Genomic DNA, 22,639 nt, shown 5'->3' with positions numbered 1-22,639 from the left:
ATCCCCCTCCCACTCGACGACGACTTCCTTCTCGTCCAGCGCGCGAACGGTACCTATACGATGTACGGCACTGTCGGCACATTGCTCAACCAAAGATCCGATTTCCACAGCTCGAAACCCTATCGGCCGTCATGGCAGTTCCGGCGAACCAGAGCCCATTACTGCCGGTCCCTACGTGTGCTCCCCATCGTGGGCCGTCGCCGTCACCTCAGCAGGCAGGCGCTCGGCGCCGAGCTGCCGGGGGAACTCCGGGATCGTCCTGGGTGCAGCAAGCTCCGTGACGAGCGTCCCAACGGCTGCCCGCCAGGCCCACACCTGGGCGTGGGTCGGTCCGAGTTCGTCGTGGTGGTACTTGCAGCCGGCGCTGAGCTGGCTCCAAAGGGCTTTAACGCGGTGGGCCAGGACAGGGCCGGCGTAGTGGCGCAGGCAGAGCAGTTTCGCGCGCGTGCTCACCTCGCGGAGCGAGGTTTCCCGGGCCGTGAGGGCCGCGTCGACGGCTGCTTCCAGGGCGATGCGGAGGGCGTAGGCCGCTCCGCGGTCGCGGCCCGCCCGGGACAGCGGGCTGTCGCCCGGTCCTTCGGTGAGGAGGTCGTCGACCGTCGCGAGGAGGGCGGTGATGGTGGAGGTGCCGGGCATCAGGCGTTCACCTCCGGGGTGCGGAGCCGAGCGGCGAGGGCCTCGACCTTCCGGACGAAGTCCACCGGGTGGTGCGGGAGGAAGCCGCCGGGGTGGGCGCCCTGCTGGCACTGGTGGATCAGGGTCGTGCACTCGTTGCCGTAGAGGTGGCGGAGGCGGTTCCTGACGTCGTCGTCGGGGTGGACGAGGCCGTCGTCGAAGAGGGCGAACGACGCGAGCGGGATGAGCCGTTCGGTCGTGTCGATGGCGGACTGGAGGTACTCGGCGGACCGGCCGGTGCGGTTGCGGCGGAGCCAGGCCGCTTCGACGAGCGCCGTCGCCAGGGCCTCGCGGCACAGGGACGGCAGGACGTGGCGTAGGGCCGTCTCGGAGCAGTTCGTGGTCTGGGCGAGGGCCATGGCGTTGTCGATGGCCTCCTTGACCGGGTCGGTGTCGCAGGTGACGTGCACCTTGGACTTCTCGCCGCGCTCGACCTTCAGCACGGTCACCGGCAGGTTCTGGCTGCGGAAGGCGTGCGGGAGGCGGGTGTCGTGGGTGAAGACGATGACCTGCCGGTCGCGGCCGAGTTCGTCGAGTACCTGGGCCAGGCCGTCGACCTTTGCCGGGTCCATGGACTGCACGGGGTCGTCGATGACGACGAAGCCGAAGGGGCTGTCGGCCGTGGCGGTGCGGGGCAGGAACAGGGAGAGGGCGAGCGAGTGCAGCTCGCCCTGGCTCATGACGCCCAGGGCGGAGGCCTCGGTGTCGTCGACGGTGACGTCCATGACCAGCTTGCGCACGTTGGCCCTCTCGCTGCCGTGCAGGCCGACGTGGGTCAGGTCGACGCTGCTCTGCTGGCGCAGCCTCTCCCAGATCCGCTGCGTGTGGCCAGCGAAGGCGTCGACGCGGAGGTCGCGGACCTCGGTCGTGAGCTTCTTGATCCAGTTGAGGGCGGCGCTGACCTCGGTCCTACGGGGCTTGGCGGCTTCGGCCTCCCGGGAGAGCTTCGTCCACTCGGCGAGCAGGCCGACGACCGCGTGCCAGCGTTCGTCCTTGGCCGCCAGTTCCTCGCGCGCCGCACCGGCCACGATCGCGCACGCGTCCGTCAGTGTCACCGCCGCCTTGAGCGCGCGCTCGGCGAGTTCGGCGGGGTCGGTGATCCGACGGCAGTCTCCCCAGGCCTCCCACGGTTCGGCGAGCACGGCCGGGATCTCCCGAGGCAGGAGCACCAGGTTGTGCAGGGTGCGCGTCGCGGTCCGCAGGCCGGCCTCGGCCTCGCGTACGGCTGCGGCCTCGCGGAGGAGGGCGGCGATCTGCGCCTCGGCGCGCGCGGCCCACTCCCGGTCCAGGACCTGTTCTGTGCCGCAGACCGGGCAGGCCGTGTCGTCGGCGTGGCGGTCGCTGTGGCTGAGGGCCGCCTGGAGCAGTTCGGCCCTGCTGTGGGCGTCGGCGGCCGCGGTGCCCTTCAGGTCGTCGAGGTCGGCGACGGCGTGCCGCAGTGCGTCGACGGCGGCGCCGACCTTGTCGAGGTCGGGCCCCTCGGTCTCGGCGGCGGCCTCCAGCCGGGCTTCCCGCAGCCGGCCCTCGTCGGACGTGGGCGCTCCGGCGATCAGGGCGTCGAGCACAGCGTGGTCGGGCCCACCGTTCTCCTCCATCGCCAGGAGGGCCTTGAGCGCCCGGTCGTCGTGCCCGACCTCCTCCAGGGCCGCGTGGAGGAGCGGCTTCTTGTCCTTCTCCGCGTTCACGACGGTGTCGAGTTCCTTCTTCGCCGCCGTCAGCCACCGCGCGGCGGCGTTGAGGTGGTCGAGGCCGAGGATCGCGGCGATGTTGTCGTACATCTCGGACGGCTTGCCGTTGATCAGGTTGTCCAGGTCGGCGTACGACAGGAAGGGGCGGTAGGCGCGGGTCACCCGCTCCCAGCCGGCCTGTTCCAGCGGCACGGTGCCGTGTCCCGGCCGCCTGAGCACGGCCTCGGAGTCGGTGAAGGCGTCGCCGGTCCAGGTGCGGGTGAGGGTGCTCGGCGACGGGTCGCCCTCGACGGTCAGCTTGGCCTCGACGACGGTCTGTTCGCCCTGGTGCAGGTTGCGCCAGTGGACGGCGTGGCTCGGGTGCTGTCCCGCGTAGTGGGCGTTGGTGCCGGTGAACAGGGTCTCGACGGCCTCGGCGATGCTCGACTTGCCGGAGCCGTTGCGTCCGACGACGAGGGTGACTCCGGGCTTGGGCTTCAGCTTCAGCGGCGTCCGGGAGCCGACACCGCGGAATCCGGTGACGGTGACCTTGCCCAGGTAGAGGGGGCCGGCGGAGGAGGCGCCTGCGCCGTCTTCGGCGTTCCCCGAGTCGCCGAGTGCCTCACGGATGAGGGCCTTCACCGGATCGGTGAGCTTCCGGTCGCCGGCCAGCCGGGCCTCCACCAGCTCGGGCAGCGGCATTGCGTGGTCGGGGGTCCGGTCCGTGGCGTCGTCCATGAAGTGTCTCCCATGGTTCCCGTACTGACGTGGAAGGGGCGAGCACCGGCAGGCGCCGGGGCGGCGGCCGGGCCGCCGCCGGGTGCCTGTCGATGGACGGAACCGTAGGAGCGGGCGGGATTTCTTCGGCTTACTTGCTCGATAACCCTGGTTATCAAGGAAGTTGACGATGCAATAGGGAACTGTTGCAGAGGTGGGGAGAAGCGGTTCACCGCCAGGACAGGGGCAGGAGCGCGTACTCCGCCCAGACGGTCTTGCCCGGGCCGTCCGGGCGCGGGTGCCAGTCCCACCGGGTCGCAAGCCGCGATACGAGAAGCAGGCCGCGGCCAGCCTCGTCGGTGCCGTCCATCTCCTCCGGAGCGGTGGGGCGGCGCGGGTGGCGTTCGGCGCGGGTGTCGGTGACCTCCACGCGTACGGTGCGGCCGTCGGGGGTCGCGTGGAGGCGGAGGTGGAAGTCCCGGCCGGGGACGTGGCCGTGCTGTACGGCGCTCGCGGTGAACTCCGCGACGATCAGCACGACCGCGTCGTGCGGGCCGGTGGCGTACGGGATGCCCCACGCGTCCAGGCGGACGGCCGCGAGGCGGCGGGCGAGGCGGGCTCCGCGGGGTGTGGAGGTGAAGCGCATCTCGAAGGTGCGGGACGGGGGCGGGACCACCTCCAAGGGGGCGCAGGGGGTGATGGGCTGGCCGGTTTCGGTGGTGTCGGTGGGATTGATGGGTTTCGTCGTCACACCCCTCACGGTCCCGTCGGTCGCGTAGCGTGACCAGTGGTGACGCAGCGACAGGGGGCGGTTGTACGCACGCCGTCCGCGCGAGTAGGAGCTGCGCGCCGTGACGGCGTCGCTTGCGGGGGTGTTGAGCGAGAGAAGGCGGTGGTGGACATGGCGGAGCGCACGGGCGTGGAGGCCGGGACCGAGGCGGTTCCCGGGGAGCGTGAGAACGGTGACGGCGACGGCTGCGGCGCGGGAGCGGCGGTCGTGAGTCTCGGAGACGGCTGGGAGAACGACGACGGGGCCGGGCGGCGCCCGGAGGACGAGGCGGGGCGAGGCGTCGTCGTCGCGTTCGGACAGACCATGAAGACGCTGCGGGTGCGGGAGGGCCTGGAGCGCGAGGAGTTCGGGCGGCGGCTCGGGTACTCGGCGTCCACGATCGCGTCGTTTGAGCAGGGGAGGCGGATTCCGACGCCCCGGACGATCGAGCGGGCGGACGAGGTGCTGGGGGCCGGCGGGTTGCTGTGCCTGTGGAAGGAGCAGGTGGAGCGGGCTCAGTATCCGGTGTTCTTCCAGGGGATGGCGGCCTTGGAGAAGGAGTGCCTTGAGCTGCTCATGTACGACACACATGTCGTCAACGGGCTGCTCCAGACCGAGGATTACATGAGGGCGCTGCTCGCGATGCGGCAACCGCCCCTTGGCCCGGAAACGGTCGAGCAGCGGGTGACCGCTCGGCTGGCCCGGCAGGACATCTTCGACCGCAGGTCGGCCCCGCTGTTGAGCTTCGTAGTGAATGAGGCGGTGTTGCGACATCGCTACGGCGGCACGGATGTGCTGCGGGGTCAGCTGGAGCTCATTCTCCTCGCCGGTCAGAAGCAGAACGTCGAGATCCAGGTCATGCCGACCGAGTGCGAGGAGAACGCAGGCGTGAATGGACCGTTCACGGTTGTCACCAGGAAGGATGGCAAGAAGTTCGTCTACGCAGAGACTCACTCGACCAGTTCTCTTGAGACCGACCCGGAACAGACGGCTCTCGCGGCTGCACGCTATGGGATTATCCGATCACAAGCTCTCAGTCCGCGAGAGTCAACGAAGTCCATCGAAGGGTTGCTGGCATCGCTATGAACAACGCTGAGTCCTCAACCGCCGCATCCGACCTCACCTGGTTCAAGAGCAGCTACAGCGGAACCGAGGGCGGTCAGTGTGTAGAGGTCGCAGCCGGTTCGGCTGCTGTGCACGTCCGTGACTCGAAGACCATCACCGGGCCTGTCGTTACGGTCTCACCTGAGGCCTGGGCAGGCTTTGTCGGACTGGCCTCGTCGGAGCGGCACGTCTGACACTCGTACGGGCGCGAGAGCCCTGCCAACTTCAGTCTCGGTCGGCAGGGCTCTGGCGTTCAGTCCTCCGGGACCCCCTTCTCGGACCACTCGTTGGCGAAGTGCTCCATCTGGCGGAGGACCAGGTCGATGGCCTCCTTCTGCTGGTCCGGCGGGTAGTTGTTGCGGGCCAGGAGGCGCTTGATGGTGCTGCGCAGACGGGCGCGGACGGACTCGCGGGCGATCCAGTCGGGCTTGAGCTGACGGCGGACCTCGGTGACCAGTTCGCGGGCGATGCCGGCCAGGACCTCGTCGCCCATGAGCGAGCGGGCCGTGCCGTGGTCGGCGACGGCGTCGTAGAAGGCGAGTTCACGCCAGTTCAGGGGCGGGTCGAACTTCTCGCCCCGATTGGCGTCGGCCATGACCTCCTTGGCCATCTCGACCAGTTTGGCGATGAGTTCGGCGCTGGTGTACTGCTGGCGCATGTAGCGCACCATCAGGTCCTGGAGGCGCTCGGAGAACGTGGTCTGCCGGACGATGTTGTGCCGGGTGACCTCGCGCATCTTCCGCTCGACGAGCCGCCGCAGCGCTTCGGCCGCCAGGTGCGGGGTGTCGCTGTTCTGGAGCTGGGCGACGAGTGCGTCGGTGAGGTGGGTGAGGTCGGCGGTCTCCAGCCCGGCCTCGGCGAACAGATCCGTCACTCCGCCCGTCTCCACCACCGATGACGTGAGCTGGGAGAGGTACAGCTCGACGTCGCGGGCGACGGGGAGCCCGCGTGCCTCGCGGTTCATGGCATCCAACTTCGCCACGTAAGCGCGGACCTCGACGAAGAACTGGATGTGCCGCTTCCAGGCCGGCCGGTCGGCGAACCGGTCCCCGACATGCTTCGAACTGCCCGCCAGAGCCCAGAAGCGCTCAAGGCGGTAGGCGTGCTCGCGGAAACGGCGGCTCAGTGTCTGGCGTGGATCGTCGAGCTGCTCCGGGTTGTTGCCGGGCGTGCGGGGGTCGAGCAGGTACTCGGCGCTCCGCAGGGCCGCGTCGACGAACGCCTTGGGACCGGGCCGGTCGAGCAACGGCTCCCAGGCGAAGCCGCGCAGGATGCCGGTCAGGACGTCGTACTCGTTGCGCAGCTCGTCCAGTGCGCGCTCGACGTCCTGGCCGAGGGTGCGGTCGCGCTGGTCGGCCTCGGTGTACTCGGCGATGGCCCGCTGGAGGTTCTCTGTGAGCGGAGCATAGCCGACGAGGAGGCCGTCCTCCTTGCCGCGGAAACGGCGGTTGACGCGGGCCAGGGCCTGCATCAGGTTGGCGCCCTTGAGCGGCCGGTCCAGGTACATGGTGTGGATCGGCGGGGCGTCGAAGCCGGTCAGCAGCATGTTGTTGACGATGAGCAGTTCCAGCTCGTCGTCGGGGTCCTTGGCCCGGTTGATGACGGCCTTGCGGCGACTGTCGGTCAGCGCGTGGGCAAGCAGCGCGTCCGGGTCCTTGCGGGAGTTCGACGAGAAGACGATCTTCATCGTGCCCTTCTCGAACTCGTCGCTGTGCCACTCGGGGCGCAGCTCGCGCAGTGCGTCGTAGACGCGTACGCAAATCTCACGCGTCGCGCACACCACCATCGCCTTGCCGGGTGCCCCGCCCGACTCGGAGGCGCCGACGAAGGGCTTCATCCGCTCCCGGCGGGCCTCCCAGTGGTCCACCAAGTCGGCCGCGAGGTCCCGTATGCGGGCCGGCGCCCCGTACATGGCGTTCATCGTCGCCACGGCCTGTTCGACGCGTCGGCGCTCGGTGTCGTCGAGGCCGTCGGTGATCCGGTCGGCCTCCTCGTCGATGGTGGTCGGGTCGATGTCGCGGTCCAGGACGAGTTGGATCACGCGGCTCTCGTGGTAGACCTTCACGGTCGCGCCGTCGTCGGCGGCCCGCTTGAGGTCGTAGACGTCGATGTAGTCGCCGAACACCTCGCGGGTGTTGCGGTCGGCCTCCGAAATCGGTGTGCCGGTGAAGGCAAGCAGTGTGGCGTGCGGGAGTGCGTCGCGCAGGTGGCGGGCGAGGCCGTTGAGGTCGTCGTAGTGGCTGCGGTGGGCCTCGTCGACGATGACGACGATGTTCCGGCGGTCGGAGAGCATCGGGTGGTCGGTGCCCGACTCCCGCTCTTCCTTGGTCTTGCCGAACTTCTGGAGCGTGGTGAAGAGGATCCCTCCCGTCCTCTTCGCCGCGAGCTCCTCCCGGAGTTCGGCGCGGGTGACGACCTGGCGGGGCGACTCCGGAAGGATCTCGCTCTCCTGGAACGTCGAGTAGAGTTGGTCGTCGAGGTCCGTGCGGTCGGTGACGACCACGACGGTCGGGTTCAGCAGCGCCGGGTCCCGCATCACCATGGTCGTGGTGAGTACCATCTCCTCCGACTTGCCGGAACCCTGGGTGTGCCAGACAACGCCGGCCTTGCCGTTGCTCGCCGATGCGGTGCGGACCTCCTCGGCGGCGCGGGTGACCGCGTGGTACTGGTGCGGCTTCGCAATCCGCTTCATCCGCTTCGACGGGACGAAGTTGATGAAGGACTGGATCAGTTCGAGGAAGCGGGACTGGGTGAACAGGCCGTGAAGCGCCAGGTTCTGCCCCGACTCCGAGAAACCGTCGGCAGTCAGCGGGTCGACACGGGCACCGAACTCGTCCGTGTTCCACGGGGCGAAGTGCTCGTACGGGGTGAACGGTGTGCCGTACTTCGCGGTGATGCCGTCGGAGAGCAGGACGATCGTGTTGTAGCGGAAGGCGGTCGGGAACTCCAGGACGTACCGCGCCACCTGGGCGTGGGCCGTCTGGAGCGTCGCGTCCTCGTCACCGGCGCGCTTCAGCTCGATGGCGGCGAGGGGCAGGCCGTTGACGTACAGGATGACGTCGAAGCGGCGGTTCTTGTCGCCGTCGATCACCGTGACCTGGTTGAGGGCACGGTAGGTGTTCGCGTCCGGGTCCGCCAGGTCGAGGAGGCGGATAGTGGGGTTGTGCTCGGCGCCGTGGGAGTCGGTGTAGGTGACGGACCGTATGCCGGTGGTGAGGTGGCGGTGGGCGGCCCGGTTCTCCTCGTAGGTGTCCTGGGAGCCGGGGGTGGCGGCGGTCGCCACAGCTTCGCGGACTGCGTCCGGGGGCAGGTCCGGGTTCAGGCGCTCGATCGCCTCTTGGAGATCCGGGTAGAGAATCAGGTCGTCCCAAGACTTTCGGTGGTCGGAACCGGGGGCGAACGCGTTACCGGAGGCCGGCTGCCAGGCCAACTCGGCGAGCTCGTCGAGGGCGAGGAGCTCCCAGTCGGCTTCGGTGGGGCGGCGGTGAGTTCTGTCGTCGGGCTCGTTTCCGTCGTGGGACGTTGTCATGTGGCGTCCTCAACAATCTTCTTGGCGTCCTTGATGCGGAGGCGACCGGACATAAGTCGAGGGAGAAGGGTGTCGCGAAGGGCAGCGAGCGCGCGGGACTCCGCGACGCAGAACTCGATGCGCGCCGCCATGGAGCGGACGACATCATTCAGATGACTGACATGTTCCTCTTCGGGCCACGGCACGTGAAACGTCTCCAGGTCCTTCCACTTGGCCCGGGGCATCCGGGTGCCGTCGCCCACAGCCGACGCATGGGCAACGACCTCATCACTCGACAGCGCGAGCAGGAGCCATCCGAGACGCACCGCCTCTACAGGCCGGACCACAAGAATGTCCGTAGAGCAGACACCCGGATTCAGCGCCAGGCCAACCTTGTGGAAGTAAGGACGCAGCTTCCCGAAAAGTACGTCACCCGAAGCAAACCTCGATTTCCCACTGGTGATATCGGCATCGGTCTCCCAAGCGGTGAGCCACATGTTTCGCCGCGGCATGTGCTCCAAGCCGATGTAACTCTCCTCGCCCGTGAGAGAAGAAGCCGACACGCCGTCCCTGACCAGTTTCCCCAGAGCACCGATGGCGATCGATTCGAAAGTACGGTTGCAAGCACCCTGGTACATGACCCGTAGCAGCTCGTCGGCCTTGGCCGCGATGCGCTCGTTGACGGTGATCTTGTCATCGAGAGCTCCCAGAACGGAGACGATCTCCTTCTGCTCATCGAGCGATGGCAACAGGATCTCAACCGAGCGCAGTTCACTCAGGCTCAGGTTCGCCTGCACGGATTGCACGACCCGTGACTGCGCCCTTCGGACACGCTGTTCATCGCGAAGGCAGTAAAGGACAAAACGTGGTTCCACCTTGCGCGCGTCCGGTCTGATCACAGCAACTGCCTGGTTGGTGTTTCCCGGCACGATGTCGGGTGTCACCCGTGCCGCACGGCCGATAGTGCCCGCGATGGTGAACAAAATGTCGTCGACCCTCAGGGCGGAACGTCTCAGGAGCTCATGAGTTTCCTCGTCAATAAATGCCGTCTTTCGCAGATCGACGGAGCCGTTCTCCTTGATGGACTCAACCTTGACGAAAGGAATTCCCGAGGCGGTGAAAGGGCGTCCCATGCTGGTGGGAGTGGTCCCCTTGGTCACCACGTGTGACACATCACCGATGGTTGCGGAGTCCCACGTGCTCATACGATGCTCCCCAATGCCTTCCGGACGGTCAACTCCAGTTCCGCCGACTCATTGAACAGCCCGTACAACTCCTCTGTCAGACCGCTGATCCGCTCGGCAATGACCTCGGCGTCCTCTTCCTCCGCCTCGAGAGCCGCCATATACCGGCCCGGCGTCAGCACATACCCCTGCTCCCGCACCTCCTCCAGATCGGCTGAGTGGCAGAATCCCTGCACGTCCTCGTAAATCATTTGGGCTTGGCGCGCCGATTCCGTACCGCGCCACGCGTGATAGGTTTCGGCGATCTTCTTCAGATCGACCTCCGAGAAAACGCGCTCCGCGCGGTCCACCATCTCGCCCATCTCACGAGCGTCGATGAACAGGATCTCACCCCGCCGGTCATCAAGCCGCCGGGCCCCCTGGGGGGATTTGTCCTTTGACAGGAACCACAAGCACGCCGGGATCTGGGTCGTGCGGAAGAGCTGCGAGGGCAGCGCGACCATGCACGCCACCAGGTCGGCCTCCACCAGTGCCTGCCTGATCTCGCCCTCCCCGCTGGCCTGGGAGCTCATGGAGCCGTTGGCCAGCACAATTCCGGCCGTTCCCTTTTCCCCCAGCTTGGAGATCATGTGCTGGAGCCAGGCGTAGTTGGCGTTGTTCTTCGGAGGGACCCCGTACTTCCAGCGCGGGTCGGTCTCGTCCCTCGCCCAGTCCTTGATGTTGAAGGGCGGATTGGCCATCACGAAGTCGGCCTTGAGGTCCGGGTGCTTGTCGTCGGCGAAGGTGTCGCCCCAGCGGGCAGCAAGGTTGCCGTCGATGCCGTGGATGGCGAGGTTCATCTTGGCCAAGCGCCAAGTGCGCTCGTTCAGCTCCTGGCCGTAGACCGCGATGTCGGCCTTGTGGCCCCGGCCCCGATGCGCCTGGATGAACTTGCTGGCCTGCACGAACATGCCGCCCGACCCGCACGCCGGGTCGTACACCCGCCCCTCATACGGCTCCAGGATCTCGACGATCAGCCGGACGACGGAGCTCGGCGTGTAGAACTCACCGCCCCGCTTGCCCTCCGCCCGCGCGAAGTTGCCCAGGAAGTACTCGTACACCTCGCCCAGCAGATCCTGCGCCGGCTTGTCCCCGCTGCCGCCGAAGCGGGCGTCGCTGATGAGGTCGACGAGTTCACCGAGGCGCTTCTGGTCGACGCGGTCCTGGTTGAAGATCTTGGGGAGGACACCGGTCAGGGAGGCGTTCTCCCGCATGATCGCGTCCATCGCCTCATCGAGGAGCTTGCCGACACCCTGGGCCTTGGCATGGGTGGCGATCCAGGACCAGCGGGCGGTCTCCGGGACCCAGAAGACGTGCGCGCCGGTGTACTCGTCGCGGTCCTCCAGGAAGTCGTCGAGGCGGTCCTCGGCGATGCCCTCCTCCATGAGTTCCTTGGCGAGCTCGGTGCGGCGCTCGTCGAAGGCGTCCGAGACGTACTTCAGGAAAATCAGGCCGAGGACGAACTCCTTGTACTGGGCGGCGTCGATGGAGCCGCGCAGCTTGTCGGCTGCCTTCCAGAGGATGTCCTGGATCTCCTTGGCGGTGGAGGCGCTGAACAGCTCCGCCTGATCAGCGGGCTTTCCTTTACTTGCAGGCATTTGATGGACCGTCTCCTTTAGTGGGCGTCGGTGTACGGAAGTGGCTGAATGGTGAGCGAGCCGTCGGTCATGCCGGCCGCCATCACACGGGTCAACTCGTCGAGCGCGGCGGTCTGCTCGCGCAGCAGTGCCGCCCGGTTCTCGATCTCGGTAAGGACGGCCTCGTAGAGATCAGCCTCGGCGCGGCTCAGGTCGGGGACGACCAAGTCCTCGATCCGACGGGACGCGCGCACGGCGCCGCTGGTGCGGGCGTGCTCGGCGGCAGCGGCACGCAACAGCGCGGCAAGCACCCGGGGTCGTACCGGCGGGTCCGCATCGGGATGCACGCGCAGAATGCGGGCCGGGGCCGCGACCAGCGAGACGCCCTCTGGGTCGACGTGAACGCCGAAGTTCGGATGGGCAGTAACGACAAGGTCCCCTGGTTCGGTGAACTGGGCGTGCTCGTAGGCCGTGAGGAGGATGCCCCGGTCGATGCGACGGCCACCGATGCGGGCGGTGCCGAGGATCTCCTCGGGGGTAAGGACCGTGTAGTGGCCCTCAGAGATGAGGTGTTCGGGGGCGAAGCGGTGGCCGGGGCGGCGGCGCAGGCGACGGGTGCGCAGGAGACGGCCGACGGACGTACGGCGTACCGGCTGGTTCTCGGGGCGCAGTTCCGCTTGGGCGTGTAGCCGAATTTCGCTGGTACGCGAACGCTCGTGGAGTTCACTCAGCCGCCCTTCCAGGTCCGCGATGACCGCCGGGCGTTCCGCCACCGTCCGCGTGTGGCGGGACGCCAACGTCCGGTGCTGCGGCGTGAACGCGGCACCGGGACGGCCGTCGAGGTCGGTGCCGTGGACGATCGCGGCGTGGCGCGGTTCGTGACGCCGGTCGGAGGTCCATCCCGAGGCACGCCAGATGGAGATGTCCTCGGCGAGCGTGTCCAGGACAGGCTCAGTCAGCGGCCGGGCGGAGTAGTCCGCAAGGAGAACGAGACCCGTGCGCTGGTCCTCGGGGACGCGGGCGAGGAGCCAGACCGCCGTACGGTAGCCGGGGCGGTAGGCGTAGGCGCCGTCGGGGAGGCTGATCGCCGCCTTGAGTAAACCGGGCTTCAGGAAGGAACGGCGCAGGCGGTCGGCGTCGCCGTGCCGGGAGAGCGGGCCGGTGAAGACGTCGGCGGGGCCGAGGACGACGGCGGTGGCTCCGGTGTCGAGGTAGTCGGTGAGGGCGGCGACCTGCTCCAGGACCGCCTTCGCGTCGCGGGTCTCGGCGGCCTCGTAGGGCAGGGCGCAGACGAGGAGGTTCGGGTAGCCCCACTCGTCGGCGGTCAGTTCCTCGCCCTCGACGACGTCGAGCCGGAACTCGTACACCCCGCGCACCAGCATCCGCCGGCGGACCAAGCGCACGCGGGCCGGGTCGGGGTCGGCGGCGAGGTAGACGTGGCCGGAGTCCTCGGCGGCACGGTCGTGGAGGGCGGCCGGGAGGTCGCCGGCGCGGGCGTGCGGGACGGCGACCACTGCTCCCTCGTCGAGGGTGTCGACGCCGGAAAGGGCAGCGAGGGCGCGGACCACGGTCGGGGTGGGTCCGTCGGCGGCCGGGTCGTGGGAGCCGAGGCGGTGGCGGGCCTGGAGGATCCAGTCGAAGGCCTCGGCGGGGTTGTAGGCGGCGTCGATCAGTTCGTCGGCGAGGTGGGCGAGAGCCGGGCCGGTGCGGTCCGGGTCGGGCAAGGCCCGCAGTTCGGAGAGGAGGAAGCGGTCGTCGGGGTCGAGGTCGGCGGCCCGTTCCAGGAGCGCGCTCCAGGGGTGGCCGTCCGCGACGCGGGCGTCAAGCTGCTGGTGCAGGCAGACCAAGGAGGTCAGCGCGCCGAGCAGGACGGACGCGGACAGGGACGGGGTGCGCCAGGCGGCCAGGGTGTGCAGAGCGAGCTCGGCGCGGAGCCGGCGGTGGTCGGTGTTGCCTCGGCCGGTGGAGACGAGCCAGTCGACAACCGCGCGGGCGTCGAACAGGGGACGTCCGTCCTCGTGCGCGACGGGCGCGGGAAAGTCGGGGTGGCGGCGGGCCCACGTGGTGGTGACCGGGCGCTTGACCTGGGCGAGGGCGGCGATCTCGGCGTATGTGATCCGCCAGTCCGGTGTTTCGGGCAGGATGGCGGAGGGCGTCCGCGCGGTCGTGTGCGTCGTCATCGGACGCGTCCCCCTCTCCCCTGGGTCACCGAGGCCGGCTTCCTCGCCTCGCGGGCCACCCCTCTTCAGTGGGGCAGGCGTCAGTAATCTACAGCGAGGTCGGTTCACGGAAGGAAACCCACCTGATAATACGGGTTATCAGTGATCTCCTCAGCGCATCACCGGAACGGCGGGCACCTTGTGACCACCAAGCGCCATGACGCCGAACCGGAGGATCACCGCGATGAGCCACCCGCCCTCGACACCGCCCAGCACCCCTCAGCCCTCCGGCTTCGGGAACGCGCCGAGCTGGAGCGCCGTACCGCCGATGCCGGTTCCGCCGGCCGGTGCCGGGCAGCCTCCGGCGGGCATGCCGACGGCGCCGAAGCCGTCGCGCCGCAAGACATGGCTCACCCACGGCGCGACCGCGCTCGTCGCCCTCGTGATCGGCGCCAGCATCGGCGGCGACGGGGAGTCCGGCGGCAAGAACGACTCCGCCGCCCCCGCCCCGGCCGCCACCGTCACCGAGACCGCGCCCGCCAAGGGCGGCAAGCCGGAGCCGGCCGCCACGGTCACCGAGAAGGTCACCGTCACGCCGAAGCCCGCCAAGAAGCCCGGACCGCCCACCACGGTCGAGGGCGACGGCCAGTACCTCGTCGGCGAGGACATGCAGGCCGGCACCTACAAGACCGCGGGGCCCGACAAGAGCAGCATCATCGAGAACTGCTACTGGGCGCGTACCAAGGATGCCTCCGGTGAGTTCGGCGCGATCATCGCCAACGACAACCTCCAGGGTCAGGGCCGGGTGACGGTCAACAAGGGCGAGTACTTCGAGTCCAACGGCTGCCAGGAGTGGACCAAGGTCGGCTGACCGGCCGCCGCACACGCCGCCGCGCTCGTGGGGGGACGCGGCGGACCCAGGGCGGGCGGTCCGCCGAGACCGGACCGCCCGCCCCTCGCTTGCCCTCCGCCACCCGCCCGAAAGGAAGTCCCGCGATGTCCGTCCCGGAGCAGCAGCCTCACCCCCCTCCCCCGAACACGGCTCCCGAGGCGCCCGGGGTGACGGCCGAGGAGCCGGGCCCCACTTCTGGCTCCGCCTCCCGCTGGTCGCGGCTGTCGCGCGGCACGGTCCTCGCGATCGGTGCCGGGCTCGGCGCCGCCGTGGTGGGAGCGAGCTGGGCAGGGATGTCCCTGGCCGGTGGCGGCGGGACCGACGCGCCCTCAGCCGGTGCGTCCGCTTCGCCCTCCGTGAGCGCCGAGCGGGCCGAGGAGGTGGAGGGGCCGTTCAGCACTGACGGGACCCTCACCGTCACCGGGATCGGCGCGGGTCTGGACCCCGAGGAACTGTGCTCCGGGACGGACGGCTACTCCGACATCGACTTCGGCACCCAGGTCAACGTCACCGACGCCGCCGGAACCCTCGTCGCCATGGGAAGCCTGGGCCTCGGCCAGAAGACGGAGCTGGGCTGCGAGTTCCCGTTCACGGTCGACGACATCGCGCCGGGCTCGAAGTTCTACACGGTCGAGGTCTCCCACCGCGGCGGACTCACCCAGACCGAGGACGAACTGCGCGCGGGAGGACTCGCGTTCACCCTCGGCGGCTGAAAGCCGACCGGCTCGGAATCAGCGCATTCCACTCCTTTCCCGGAACTCACCACTGGAAGATGTACTTCACCCACGTATCGGCTGGGAAGGCACCGTGAACCCAGCGATGACAGTCGAAACGGAGAACCCCAATGAGCAGTTACGCCGCCCCGCTCGCCGACGGTGCATCCCCGATGGACGATGCGCCCCCGATCGACGGTGCACCTCCGACCGACGGTGCACCTCCGATGAGCGTGTACGAGCGGGAGGTATGGGACACGCTCAATGAACACTGGCAGCGTCGCGACAACCGTCGCGGTCTGCCGAACTGGGCGAGCGCCGCGCTCGGACGCACCGGCGAGGCCGCAGGAAACGCCGCGAGACGGGTCAAGGACGCTGTGCCGGAGGCGGTCGCGGAACCTGTCCGTCGCGCGGGCGACGCGGTCGCCGACAAGGCCATGCGACCGGCACTCGCAGGCGCGGCAGCGTTGCTCGAGCTGGTCAACGACTCGGTCCTGGAGCTCAACGACCCGAAGAACGTCGAGAAGCTCGCCCGCAAGCGAGGCATCGAACTCGACAGTTTCACCGAACTACGGCAGCAGGACCTCAAGGTCTGCGACCGGCTACTGACCCGTAACACCCTCAAGTGGCGGGCCACCGGCGCGGTCGAAGGAGGCGCCATGGGCATGCTGGCCATGGTCCCCGTCGCCGGTATCCCCGTCGCGATGACAGCGGACATCCTCGTCATCCAGGTTCTGAGCACGTCGATCGCAGCGCGCATCGCGTACTCCTACGGCTACGACGCCAAAGACCCCAATGAGCAGATGTTCATCCAACGCCTGGTACAGCAGTCCTTCATGGCACAGGCGGCCAAAGCCAAGCCGTTGCGTGACACCGCACGGGCGGCGAACGCGGTCAAGGACCGCGTGAGGTGGTCGAACAAGCTCCGCCAGGACCACCGTCTCCTCGCCGCCCTCGAGAAGTTGATGAAGCAGCTCGGTCCGGCCGGCGCCAGGGTGCCGGTCAAGAACGTCGCCAAGGTCGTGCCGTTCGTGGGTGTCCTCATCGGTGCCGGAATGAATTCCGCGGTCCTCGGGAGGGTGGCCGCCGATACCCAGCGGTACTGCCAGACCCGCTTCCTGTGCGAGAAGTACGGGCTGCCGCTGCCTGCCGCACTGGCGGCCGGCTGGGACGACGACCCCCAGACCGACGCCACGTAAGTGACGGCCGCCGGGTCCACGACGCAGACTCCATGGGTCCCCACTTGCGGGCAGGCACCCTCGCCCCGTCAGGTCGTGCTTCGCCGTCCCGGTGGGACGTGCCGGTAGAGGATCTGCCGGGAGATTCCGAGCCGAGGCTGAGCGAGAAGCAGTTCGCACGGCTGGAGACGGAGCGAGCTTCCCTCCCGGCAGCGGCGTCAGCCGGAAGCACTGCGGGCGGTGGCAGAGGCGGCCCGGGGGTGTCACGGTGAAGAGGCACGCGAGCGGCGTGAACCGCGCACGGTCCTCCCCGGGCCACCCGACAACGTACGGAGCAACGCATGATCGTCACCATCGCCGGTGCCGGGAACATGGCCCGGGGCATCGGTACCCGGACGCTGGCCGGCGGACACTCCCTCCGGCTGTACGACCGTACCCGGGCCAAGGCGGACGACCTGGCCACGACGCTGAGCCAGGAGGCCTCCGGGGCGGATGTCGCGTCGGCGGACGAAGGCGCGGTGGCCGATTCCGACATCGTGGTGCTCGCTCTGCCCTACCCGGCCGGACGCGACGTGGCCACCGCGTGGGCCGGCGCTCTGGCGGGAAAGGTCGTCGTCGACATCTCCAACCCGGTGGACTTCTCCACCTTCGACTCACTCGTCGTGGAACCCGGCACCTCGGCCGCCGAGCAGATCGCCGCCGCCGCGCCGGAGGCCCGGGTGGTCAAGGCCTTCAACACCACCTTCGCCGGGCCGCTCGTCACCGGTGAGGTGGCCGGCCGGCCGCTGGACGTGTTCGTCGCGGGGGACGACGACGCCGCGAAGCAGGCCGTCTCGGAGCTCGTCTCCTCGGCGGGGATGCGTCCCCTGGACGTGGGGCCGTTGCGCCGGGCACGCGAGCTGGAGGGCTTCCAGTTCCTGCACATGGCGTCACAGGAGCGGCTCGGCCTGAACTGGTCGAGCAGCATCGCGATCCTGCCGTGACGAACTGAACGGGCCGGGCTTGGAGTGCCCGGCCCGTCCGCGGAACGGCTGTCCGCCCGGCCTGCGCGTCGAAGCGGTGGCAGAACCGCACTGCGAGGGCGCAGGCCCTCGCGGACGCCGGTCTCGGACCCCTCCTCACCGGCCGATGGCGCACCGGTGTCCCCGGCCGGGGGCCCGGCCCGCCGCGAAGGTGCGCGGAACCGGACCCCGGCGTGGGGCTCACTTGTTCAGGTGTGCCCAGAACTCGTCGAAGGACAGGAGCTTGTCGCCGTCCAGGTCGCGGGACTTGATGAGGGCCTCCGCCACCGAATCGGTGACGTTCCAGTCGCCGCCCTGGGCCAGGGCGCTCTTGAACTCGGCAGCGGTGATGAACCCGTCCCCGTCCGCGTCGATCCGCTCGAACTGCTTGCGTGCTTCCTCGATCTCCGCCACCGGTGCGTCCCTTTGGTCTCGTACTCCGCAGGACTCCCCGGGAGTCCTGATGACGCAGGTCAGACTATCCGCCCGTGCGAGCCCTCGGTACGGCGATCCCTCACCCGGACTCCGCCCCACAGGAGGGCAGGAGGCTCCCTTCCGTTCACGATCGCGGACAGTCCCCGGCAGCGGGCCGCACACACCTCCGTCGCCGCGAGGCGCTCCCGCAGCCTGTCGTTCCGGTCCGCCGGCCCACATCACCGAGCACGGCCTGCTCCCCACCCCCTCGACCGCTTTCTCGCCGCCCACCGTGCGGGCGCCGCCCGTGACGCGGGGCATCGCCCGTGACGCGGGGCATCGCCCGTGACGCGGGGCATCGCCCGTGACGCGGGGCATCGCCCGTGACGCGGGGCATCGCCCGTGACGCGGGGCATCGCCCGTGACGCGGGGCATCGCCCGTGACGCGGGGCATCGCCCGTGACGCGGGGCGTCGCCCGACCGGGTCACCGGACGGGCGCCCGCGCAGCTGAAGCGGCACTGTGGGGGCGCAGTCGTCGACGAACGCGTGGGACGGGGCCGCCCGCCGGCGTCTGCCCGGCAGGGGGTCCGACGGCCGGGAAGACGTCACCACAGCGGTCCGCCGGGAGGGTCCGTGCACGACAAGCCGCTCAGCAAGCCCGCCGGTCACCTGTCGCGTCGGCTGCCGGACGCCTCTCACCCCACACGGCACCGTGTGGGACCGGACACGTTCGGCCTGGACGAGGAAAAGGTCCTCCGTCTCGCCGAGGGCAGGCTGGACCCCGCGGAGGAGCCACGGCTCGCGGAGGCGGTCACCGACGGGGCCGGCCGGTGACCGGCCTTCACCCGTATGCCTCCGATGCGCTGGTGGCGCGAGCGAACCGGTGGTGCGGTGAGGAGCGGGGGAAGCCGTCCGGAGCACACACGCGCCGAGCGACCGTCCCGTCCTCAGGAGGCACTCGTGACCACCCCTCGCCCTGCCGTCCACTCGTCCCGCGCGACCGTGGCGCGTGCGCGTGCGCCGCACCCGGTCACCCGGCCGTCTGTCGCACCGCGCGCGGCAACCCTTCCGGCCCGTTTCCTGGTCACCGCTCTGACCACCGGGACGCTGCTCCTCACAGCGGCCTGCTCCGACGGGGACGGCGGCTCGGCGGCCGAGTCGGAGACCGCTTCCACCCCCGCCACGCAGACCACTACCACGTCGCCGACCACCACACCCCCGGCCTCCCCCACCCCTGACCTCACCGAGACCGGCGCGCGCAACGCGCTGATCACCGAGGCGGACATCGAGGACTCCTGGGACCAGGTCGACAACCCGCAGGACTGGCGGGACTCCCTGCTGATCGGAGACGTCGACGCGGCCGCGTTCCTCAACGGGAAGAGCGAAGCCGCCGACTGCCAACGGCTGATCGACTCGCTCTACGACGAGACCCTGCTGGGCCGCCCGTCCGGGGCGTCGGCGCTCACCGGTTTCGAGGAGGGCGACTCCCGACTGCTCTACCAGGTCGCCGCCTACCAGAAGGACGATCTCGACGATGCGATGAAGTGGCTGAAGTCGCTGCCCGAGACCTGCGACCAGTTCACCCTCACCGGCGGTGACGGCGGCAAGCGCACCGTCCAGGTCGTCGAGACGTCACTGCCCGAGGAGGGCGACGCCCGGCAGGGATTGACCGTGACGGTGAAGGGCACCAGCAGCGGGGATCCCGTGACCCTCACCCTGGACGTCGCCGCCGTCCGGATCGGCACGGACGCGATCACAGTCACCAACGGCGGACTCGACGGCGCCGACCACGACACGACCGAGGCCGCCGTGGGGCAGGGCACGCCCCGGCTCGAAGAGGTCCTGGCCGGGCGTACGCCGCAGTCCACCCCCACCGGCGTCGAGTGAACCGTGGAGCCCCCGGCGTCCCTCCTCTTCTTCGCGGTCCGGCAGGAGGGGCGCCGGCCATGGGGGACATGCCCGGGACAGCCCGCCCGGGGCCGGTGGGCTCGGGGAGCACCGAGGCCGTGTGGCACCCGGGCTGTGGAGCGCTTGTGCCGGTGTGGGCGTCGACGCGATCGCCGTCGTCGGCCGGCTGTTCGTCGCTCCGTCGGCCCGGGGCCACGGGATCGGTGCGTCGCTGATGGTGCGGGCCGTCGCGGAAGCACGGGGCCGCGGCCCGCGTCCGGTACCCGACGTGGCGGCTTCCGGCACCGCGGCGGCGGCTCCGGACGAGCGGCTCGGCCGGCGGTCGCCGGTCACGGTCGAACGGCGGTGGAGCCGGAGCATCGGGATGCCCGGGTGCTCGACCGCCGGGCAGCGTACGGGGGCCGGCTGCCTCATCTCTGCTCCACCGGTCAGGGCCGCTCCACCGGTCAGGCGGACGACACCGGGAGCACGTCCGGCGACAGAGCGGCCGCACGGGCGGTCGAGGCTGTCATACGGCGGCGGTGATGGCGTCGGCACAGGACCTCGTAGCCGACCTCGTCCGCGGAGTCGGTGACGTCGCCGACGACCACCTGGGCGCCCTCGACGACCATGACCCCGCCGACCGTGCGCGCGTTGTGGGTGGCTCGGGCGCCGCACCAGCACAGGGCCTCGACCTGGAGCACCTCCACCCGGTCGGCGAGCTCCACCAGCCGCTGGGAACCGGGGAACAGCTTGGAACGGAAGTCGGTGGTGATGCCGAAGGCGTAGACGTCGAGGTCCAGGTCGTCCACCACGCGGGCGAGCTGGTCGATCTGCTCCGGCCCCAGGAACTGCGCCTCGTCCGCGATCACGTAGTCCGCGCGCCGGCCCCGCGAGAGATGGTCGACGAGGTGGGCGTACAGGTCCGCGCGCTCCCCCACCTCCACCGCGTCCGTGACCAGGCCGAGGCGGGAGGACAGCTTGCCCTCGCCCGCCCGGTCGTTGCGGGTGAAGATCATGCCCACCAGGCCGCGCGCCGAACGGTTGTGCTCGATCTGGAGGGCCAGCGTCGACTTCCCGCAGTCCATCGTTCCGGAGAAGAACACCAGTTCGGGCATGGGGGGTTGGGCACCTTTCGGCGGGGACGGACTGGCACGGGGTCGGCGGCCGGGAGCTCACGGCGCGGGGCGAACCTCAGGAGCGTACTTCGAGCAGGGGGACCAGTTGTTCGGCAGGGGTCAGCGAGCCGTGGTTGCCGACCATCGCCGATTCCTTGGGCTCCCGCTCGGAGGCGATGACCAGCACGTCGTCGCGGGCGGCGGCGACCACGTCGCCGATCCGGTGGTACACGCGGTCCTCGATCCGGGGGCCGAACCAGCCCGCGTCGATCGCCTCGTCCCGCGAGGCCACCCAGAACTGCTCGCCGAGCACCTCGCGCCAGCAGGTCAGGACGTCCGCCGCGGCGCCCGGGACCGCGTAGACGTGGCGGGCGCGGCCCTCGCCGCCGAGCAGGGCGACTCCGGCGCTCAGCTCCCAGTCGTGGTCGAAGTCGATGCGGTGCTCGTCGTCGAAGGGCACGTCGATCATCCCGTGGTCGGCGGTGACGTAGAGCGCGCTGCGCGGCGGGAGCTGTTCGGCCAGCCGCTGGACCAGGCGGTCGACGTACATGAGTTGGCCGCGCCAGGTGTCGGAGTCGACGCCGAAGCGGTGGCCCGCGCCGTCGACCTCGGCGTAGTACGTGTAGACCAGGGAGCGGTCGGCGGCGGCCAGTTGGGCGGCCGCGAGGTCCATGCGCTCCTCGCCGGACAGCCGCCCGTGGAAGGTGCCGCCGCTGAGCGCGACCTTGGTCAGGGGGGTGTTCGCGAAGGCGGGTGAGGACACCTGGGCGGTGTGCACCCCCGCCCGGTGGGCCAGTTGGAAGACGGTGGGGTGGGGCTGCCAGGTGTCGGGCCGGGTCCAGGGCTGCCAGCGCAGCTGGTTCATCAGTTCGCCGGTGTCCGGGTTGCGCACGGTGTAGCCGGGCAGGCCGTGCGCGCCGGGCGGCAAGCCGGTGCCGACGGAGGCCAGGGAGGTGGCGGTGGTGGCCGGGTAGCCCGTGGTGATCGGCCGTCCGGTGCCGCCGCGCGAGGCGGCCGTCAGGGACGCCATGAACGGGGCTTCCTCCGGGTGCGCCTTCAGCTGCTCCCAGCCGAGGCCGTCGATCAGGAAAACGCAGTTGCGGTCGGCGGGGGTGAGCTCCGGAATCGTGCCGGTGGTGCCGGGGACGCCCATGCCGGCGGCGAGGGTGGGCAGCAGGTCGGCCAGCGAGCCGGTGCCGTACTCGGGCAGGGGGGCGGAGTCCGGGGCGAGGTGCTCCGGGTGGACGTCCCCCCAACCGAGGGTGTGCGGGGACGGCGGGGTGTGCGGGGACGGCGGGGTGTGCGGGGACGGCACGGGGGGCGGGGTGTGCGGGATCGGGGAGGTGTGCGGCATCAGCGTGCGGAGTCCGCGGTCGCCTCGGAGAGGGCCTGCGCGAAGGCGAGCGCCTGACGCACCGTCTCCGGGCCGTCCCCGGCCTCGCTGACCCGCAGACTGAGGTCGTCGGCCGTCGAACTGCCCGTGTAGCCGTGGTCGGCCTCGCAGTTGGGGTCGCCGCAGGCGGCGGGCTCCAGGTCGAGGCGGGCGACCGCGCCCCAGCCGATGGTGAGCACGATCTCGCGGGGCAGTGTGCCCGGCTTGTACGACTCCGGGTTGGCGACGACGCGGCTGACCACGATCGACGAGATCCGGCCGAGCTTGACCGACTCCGTGGACGTGGTGGCGTACGGGGTCGGGGACGTGGTGTCGGCGGCCTGCTCGTCGGTGTGGCTGACGATGAAGCGGTTGCCGGTGAGGACGAGCACGGTCACATGGCGCCGTACCTCGTTCTGGTCGAATGTCGTCTCCTGGTGGACCAGGTACGACCGGACGGGCTCGCCGCCCACGGCGGCCTCCACCGCCTCGGCCACGAGGGCCGGGTAGTAGCCGCTGCGCTCGATCGCCGCCCGCAGCCCCTGGGTCGTCGTACTGGTCTTGGCCATGACGCCCATCCTACGGTGGCCCACTGACTGCGAGGCACCGGTCACCGCACTCCCCGCGCGCCCGGGCCGGTCCGGGCCGGTAACGGCCCGGACCG

General features: G+C 69.9%; 19 protein-coding genes. 8 read left to right on the top strand and 11 right to left on the bottom strand.

Annotated features, from left to right (window positions below; all coding sequences use genetic code 11):
- Positions 1–171: 171 nt before the first annotated feature.
- From V4Y04_RS27830 to V4Y04_RS27820, 3 genes are all read right to left on the bottom strand, one after another.
- Positions 172–636 (bottom strand): hypothetical protein, encoded by a 465-nt coding sequence (locus tag V4Y04_RS27830; protein WP_332431086.1) that lies wholly within the window; start codon positions 634–636, stop codon positions 172–174.
- On the bottom strand, positions 636–3,080 hold the full coding sequence (locus V4Y04_RS27825; protein WP_332431085.1) for an AAA family ATPase: 2,445 nt from the start codon (positions 3,078–3,080) through the stop codon (positions 636–638). The genes V4Y04_RS27830 and V4Y04_RS27825 overlap by 1 nt, the downstream gene beginning before the upstream one ends.
- A 208-nt stretch (positions 3,081–3,288) precedes the next feature.
- Positions 3,289–3,810, bottom strand: coding sequence for an ATP-binding protein (locus V4Y04_RS27820; RefSeq protein ID WP_443080098.1), 522 nt, complete (start codon positions 3,808–3,810; stop codon positions 3,289–3,291).
- Positions 3,811–3,960: 150 nt separating this feature from the next.
- Here V4Y04_RS27820 and V4Y04_RS27815 point away from each other — a divergent pair, with 150 nt between their 5' ends.
- Positions 3,961–4,914 (top strand): helix-turn-helix domain-containing protein, encoded by a 954-nt coding sequence (locus tag V4Y04_RS27815; protein ID WP_332431084.1) that lies wholly within the window; start codon positions 3,961–3,963, stop codon positions 4,912–4,914.
- Positions 4,911–5,126, top strand: coding sequence for a DUF397 domain-containing protein (locus tag V4Y04_RS27810; protein WP_332431083.1), 216 nt, complete (start codon positions 4,911–4,913; stop codon positions 5,124–5,126). Before V4Y04_RS27815 ends, V4Y04_RS27810 begins: the two co-directional genes overlap by 4 nt.
- A 59-nt stretch (positions 5,127–5,185) precedes the next feature.
- Here the strand turns inward: V4Y04_RS27810 and V4Y04_RS27805 are convergent, their stop codons facing one another.
- Genes V4Y04_RS27805 through V4Y04_RS27790 form a run of 4 tightly spaced genes read right to left on the bottom strand, consistent with a single transcriptional unit; the run spans position 5,186 to position 13,420 of the window.
- A complete protein-coding gene (locus V4Y04_RS27805) occupies positions 5,186–8,461 on the bottom strand; it encodes a type I restriction endonuclease subunit R (protein WP_332431081.1) in 3,276 nt (1,091 codons plus the stop codon).
- Entirely contained in the window at positions 8,458–9,645 is a 1,188-nt protein-coding gene (locus V4Y04_RS27800) for a restriction endonuclease subunit S (protein WP_332431080.1), read from the bottom strand. The genes V4Y04_RS27805 and V4Y04_RS27800 overlap by 4 nt, the downstream gene beginning before the upstream one ends.
- A complete protein-coding gene (locus V4Y04_RS27795; RefSeq protein WP_332431078.1) occupies positions 9,642–11,261 on the bottom strand; it encodes a class I SAM-dependent DNA methyltransferase in 1,620 nt (539 codons plus the stop codon). Before V4Y04_RS27795 ends, V4Y04_RS27800 begins: the two co-directional genes overlap by 4 nt.
- Positions 11,262–11,278: 17 nt before the next feature.
- Positions 11,279–13,420, bottom strand: a complete 2,142-nt coding sequence (locus V4Y04_RS27790) for a hypothetical protein (RefSeq protein WP_332431077.1) — start codon at positions 13,418–13,420, stop codon at positions 11,279–11,281.
- A 223-nt stretch (positions 13,421–13,643) separates the two neighbouring features.
- Between V4Y04_RS27790 and V4Y04_RS27785 the strand changes: the two genes are divergently transcribed.
- The 4 genes from V4Y04_RS27785 to V4Y04_RS27770 all read left to right on the top strand — a co-directional run bounded on the left by V4Y04_RS27785 (position 13,644) and on the right by V4Y04_RS27770 (position 17,165).
- Positions 13,644–14,270, top strand: a complete 627-nt coding sequence (locus V4Y04_RS27785) for a hypothetical protein (RefSeq protein WP_332431076.1) — start codon at positions 13,644–13,646, stop codon at positions 14,268–14,270.
- A gap of 125 nt (positions 14,271–14,395) precedes the next feature.
- Entirely contained in the window at positions 14,396–15,004 is a 609-nt protein-coding gene (locus V4Y04_RS27780; RefSeq protein WP_332431075.1) for a hypothetical protein, read from the top strand.
- A 227-nt stretch (positions 15,005–15,231) separates the two neighbouring features.
- Positions 15,232–16,203, top strand: a complete 972-nt coding sequence (locus V4Y04_RS27775; RefSeq protein ID WP_332431074.1) for an EcsC family protein — start codon at positions 15,232–15,234, stop codon at positions 16,201–16,203.
- Between the two features lie 320 nt (positions 16,204–16,523).
- A complete protein-coding gene (locus tag V4Y04_RS27770; RefSeq protein WP_332431073.1) occupies positions 16,524–17,165 on the top strand; it encodes an NADPH-dependent F420 reductase in 642 nt (213 codons plus the stop codon).
- A 219-nt stretch (positions 17,166–17,384) separates the two neighbouring features.
- On the opposite strand, the gene V4Y04_RS27765 is transcribed toward V4Y04_RS27770, so the two are convergent.
- Positions 17,385–17,597: an EF-hand domain-containing protein gene (locus tag V4Y04_RS27765; RefSeq protein WP_332431072.1), complete on the bottom strand. Its 213-nt coding sequence runs from the start codon at positions 17,595–17,597 to the stop codon at positions 17,385–17,387.
- Between the two features lie 634 nt (positions 17,598–18,231).
- Between V4Y04_RS27765 and V4Y04_RS27760 the strand changes: the two genes are divergently transcribed.
- Together V4Y04_RS27760 and V4Y04_RS27755 are read left to right on the top strand one after the other, a co-directional pair.
- On the top strand, positions 18,232–18,432 hold the full coding sequence (locus V4Y04_RS27760) for a hypothetical protein (RefSeq protein WP_332431071.1): 201 nt from the start codon (positions 18,232–18,234) through the stop codon (positions 18,430–18,432).
- Positions 18,433–18,678: 246 nt separating this feature from the next.
- On the top strand, positions 18,679–19,485 hold the full coding sequence (locus V4Y04_RS27755; protein ID WP_332433025.1) for a hypothetical protein: 807 nt from the start codon (positions 18,679–18,681) through the stop codon (positions 19,483–19,485).
- A 467-nt stretch (positions 19,486–19,952) separates the two neighbouring features.
- Here the strand turns inward: V4Y04_RS27755 and V4Y04_RS27745 are convergent, their stop codons facing one another.
- The 3 genes from V4Y04_RS27745 to V4Y04_RS27735 all read right to left on the bottom strand — a co-directional run bounded on the left by V4Y04_RS27745 (position 19,953) and on the right by V4Y04_RS27735 (position 22,544).
- On the bottom strand, positions 19,953–20,603 hold the full coding sequence (locus tag V4Y04_RS27745; protein ID WP_332431070.1) for a thymidine kinase: 651 nt from the start codon (positions 20,601–20,603) through the stop codon (positions 19,953–19,955).
- 76 nt (positions 20,604–20,679) lie between these two features.
- Entirely contained in the window at positions 20,680–21,957 is a 1,278-nt protein-coding gene (locus V4Y04_RS27740; protein WP_332431069.1) for an alkaline phosphatase family protein, read from the bottom strand.
- Entirely contained in the window at positions 21,957–22,544 is a 588-nt protein-coding gene (locus tag V4Y04_RS27735; protein ID WP_042173127.1) for a DUF5998 family protein, read from the bottom strand. Before V4Y04_RS27735 ends, V4Y04_RS27740 begins: the two co-directional genes overlap by 1 nt.
- Between the last annotated feature and the right edge of the window lie 95 nt (positions 22,545–22,639).

It is taken from the genome of Streptomyces sp. P9-A2 (assembly GCF_036634175.1).
In the GTDB taxonomy this organism is placed as follows: Bacteria; Actinomycetota; Actinomycetes; order Streptomycetales; family Streptomycetaceae; genus Streptomyces; species Streptomyces pratens.
This window is presented reverse-complemented; position numbering and strand designations above follow the sequence as displayed.